The sequence below is a fragment of the Geobacillus sp. B4113_201601 genome, from assembly GCF_001587475.1.
In the GTDB taxonomy this organism is placed as follows: domain Bacteria; phylum Bacillota; class Bacilli; order Bacillales; family Anoxybacillaceae; genus Geobacillus; species Geobacillus icigianus.
Map to the genome: position 1 here is coordinate 1 of NZ_LQYX01000058.1, position 3,214 is coordinate 3,214.

Consider the following 3,214-nt stretch of genomic DNA (forward strand, 5'->3'; position numbering starts at 1 on the left):
GATTTTGTCGAAAAATATTTTTTGGACACCCCTGAGGGGCCGAAAAGCCTTGATAAATCAACATTTCTAGAGGGAGCGACATACTACGGCATCGCCATGGGGCTTGCCCGCGTGACGCGTGCCATTTTGCATAACGAAAATGCCATTTTGACCGTCTCGGCTTATTTGGACGGCTTATACGGTGAACGCGACGTCTATATCGGCGTACCAGCGGTCATCAACCGTAATGGCATCCGCGAAGTGATTGAAATCGAGCTGGACGATCACGAGCAAACTTGGTTTCACCACAGCGCCGCGACGCTGAAAGAGGTGCTGGCCCGCTTCTTTTTCCGGTGAGGAGTCGCCATGACAACGCGATTTGCGCCTCACTGAGCTGGCTGCCCGCTTTTTTTTCCAGTGAGGAGTGCGTTCGGTCAAAATGACAACTTGCCATTTGACTGGATGAGCCACTCGACAGACGGCGCCTTGGTGCGGTCGGTTGGTTTCACTCCCCGCTGGTTCCTCCCCGTCATAATTGCTTGTCCGGCCACGTATATATGAACAACGGACAAAGATGGGGGGATGCGATGGATTACGCCTTCCTCGGAGTGATTGCCGCCGTCCTCCTAGGCAGTATCACCTCGCTTTGGACGGCGCGCGTGCAAGCGACGCACCGGCTTTCGCTCGACAGCTTATGGGTGCTTGTTCAGTGGTACGTAACAATGATGCTTGGGTTTGCTATGATTTACATGATTTTGCAGATCAACGGCCATCAAGTGTTTACTCCGTCTCCGAACAGTGCCACAGGAGAACGTCTCGCTTTGCTTGAGGATAGCTTGTACTTAAGCGGTATGACGCTCTTATCCGTCGGGTACGGGGATGTGACCCCGATCGGCATCGGTCGGTGGATCGCCATTGCCGAAGCGCTTCTCGGCTACATTATGCCTGCTGTCATTGTCACGCGCACTGTATTTGACTGGGACCATCGCTGACAGTTGCAAATTCTCTTCGTCTTCGCTACGCTAAAAGAAAACAACGAAGACGGAGGGAATGCCATGACGGCAGTGATTGGCCAGCCAGCCCCGGATTTCACTTTGCCAGCAAGCAACGGGGAAATGGTGTCGCTTTCCGATTTTTGTGGTCAGTATGTCATTCTTTATTTTTATCCAAAGGACATGACGCCTGGGTGCACGACCGAGGCATGCGATTTTCGCGACCGCTATGAACGGTTTAACGAATTGAATGCCGTCATCTTAGGGGTGAGCACAGACCCAGTCAAGCGGCATGAAACGTTCGTTGAGAAGTATGAATTGCCGTTTTTGCTTCTTTCCGATGAGCAGCATCAGGTGGCAGAACTGTATGGGGTCTGGAAGAAAAAGCGGAATTTTGGCAAAGAATACATGGGCATCGAGCGCTCGACGTTCATTATCGCCCCCGATGGAACATTGGTCAAAGAATGGCGCGGGGTGAAAGTAAAGGGGCACGTCGATGAGACGCTCGCGCAGGTGGCCCGATTGGCCTCATCTAGGTAAGCGTCCAAGCAAGAACAACGTTTTTGCGTATGATGCATAGTAACCTCCTCAAATGAATGAATTGTGGCGGGCGGAAACGATTTCCGCCCTCTTTTTGTTAAATAAAGACGCGCAAGTCCGATATATTAATGGTATGTATATTGACAAAACGCCTACATTCCTTGTAGACTAATTATAAATATTATAAAATGATAATTTTTTTCATCTTTTGCAGAGAGTGAGGTGCATGACGGTGTCTGTCAATGAGCAACTCAAGGAAGCGCTGGACATGCTAAAAAAGACGGGCATACGCATTACGCCGCAGCGTCATGCGATATTGGAGTATTTGATCAGCTCAATGTCCCATCCGACGGCTGATGAGATATATAAAGCGCTGGAAGGGAAATTCCCTAATATGAGCGTAGCGACCGTCTACAACAACTTGCGGGTCTTTAAAGAAATCGGGCTTGTTAAAGAGCTGACATATGGGGATTCGTCAAGCCGATTTGACTTTGTCACATCCAATCATTATCACGTCATCTGTGAGCAGTGCGGCAAAATTGTCGATTTCCACTATCCAGCGCTCGATGAAGTCGAGCAGCTTGCCGCTCACGTTACTGGATTTAAAGTCGATCATCACCGGATGGAAGTGTACGGGGTATGTCCTGATTGCCAACGAGGTGGAGGACGGACAAATTAAAAAGCTGATAGCGCAAAAGGGGCTATCAGCTTTTCCTTTTTTTGTTGTATTTTTCATCGAACTCTTTCCCTTCAAGCTCGCGATCCAACGTCAGCGGCTCGCGACAAAACATACATAAGTCCACGCGCCCGAGCATTTTTGTCACCTTGCCGCATGAAGGACAAACGACTTGAACGGCTCTTGTCGAGAGCGTGCCGATCCAGAAGTAGACGATGCCGCTCGCGACAAGAAACAACATTCCGAACACCATAAACAATGTCATAATAATTGGGGACGTACGGAAAAATAGTCCAACATACATGACGATGACCCCGATAAAAATGAGGCTCAAGGCGAACGTACGAATTTTATTAATTTTACTTGAATATTTGATGGCCATGATTGTCCCTCCTAAACACCAATATACCATAAATCACGGGCAGAGCGAAAAAAGAAAGAAAAATCGCCTGAGGACGAATGAATGCTATTTCGTTTCAAAAAGCTATTGACTTGCTTGTCGAACGATGATATATTTTAAATCGCTGTTGCGGCAATAAAACATCACAGAAATAATAACGAATAAAAAAGATGTTGACAGCAGATAATAAAAGTGCTATGATGTAAAAGCCGCTTTCAAAGGGCAAAAATCTTGTTCCTTGAAAACTGAACGAAACGAAGCGCAACGAAAAGCTGAGGTCCGCGGGTCGCCGCGACGGGCAAATGTTCTTCACCCACAGGGGTGCTTGCACCCCGAGGGGGAAGGTTATTTGACCCCGAGCGGCGGCGGACCGAAGCTAGACAATCCGAAAAGCGGAGGCCGCTTGCCTATCGGCGAAACGCGCTGGAGGGCCTGCGAGGAGGCTATCGCCGCCGCAGCAGGACCGAAGCGTCGCGAGCCGATAGCGGCCGAAGCTAGACAATCCGAAAAGCGGAGGCTGCTTGACACGTTTGGTGTCGGCGCTGAAGCTCACAAAGCCAATCCACTTTCTTTTGGAGAGTTTGATCCTGGCTCAGGACGAACGCTGGCGGCGTGCCTAATACATGC

General features: G+C 49.4%; 5 protein-coding genes and 1 pseudogene. 5 read left to right on the plus strand and 1 reads right to left on the minus strand.

Features of this window, described 5'->3' with window-relative positions; genetic code table 11:
* The 4 genes and pseudogenes from B4113_RS08035 to perR all read left to right on the plus strand — a co-directional run.
* Positions 1-336: pseudogene (locus tag B4113_RS08035) on the plus strand (L-lactate dehydrogenase); the annotation flags it as partial.
* Between the two features lie 230 nt (positions 337-566).
* Positions 567-971 carry a potassium channel family protein gene (locus tag B4113_RS08040; protein WP_033018898.1) on the plus strand — a complete coding sequence of 135 codons (405 nt, stop codon included), beginning with the start codon at positions 567-569 and terminating at the stop codon, positions 969-971.
* A gap of 63 nt (positions 972-1,034) precedes the next feature.
* On the plus strand, positions 1,035-1,511 hold the full coding sequence (bcp, locus tag B4113_RS08045; protein ID WP_033018900.1) for a thioredoxin-dependent thiol peroxidase: 477 nt from the start codon (positions 1,035-1,037) through the stop codon (positions 1,509-1,511).
* 226 nt (positions 1,512-1,737) lie between these two features.
* Positions 1,738-2,190: a peroxide-responsive transcriptional repressor PerR gene (perR, locus tag B4113_RS08050; protein WP_033019301.1), complete on the plus strand. Its 453-nt coding sequence runs from the start codon at positions 1,738-1,740 to the stop codon at positions 2,188-2,190.
* Positions 2,191-2,215: 25 nt separating this feature from the next.
* Here the strand turns inward: perR and B4113_RS08055 are convergent, their stop codons facing one another.
* Positions 2,216-2,569 (minus strand): YgzB family protein, encoded by a 354-nt coding sequence (locus B4113_RS08055; protein WP_033019299.1) that lies wholly within the window; start codon positions 2,567-2,569, stop codon positions 2,216-2,218.
* Between the two features lie 367 nt (positions 2,570-2,936).
* On the opposite strand from B4113_RS08055, the gene B4113_RS20455 reads away from it, so the two are divergent.
* Positions 2,937-3,214 (plus strand): hypothetical protein (locus B4113_RS20455; RefSeq protein ID WP_235597979.1); only part of this gene is annotated, 278 nt, incomplete at its 3' end.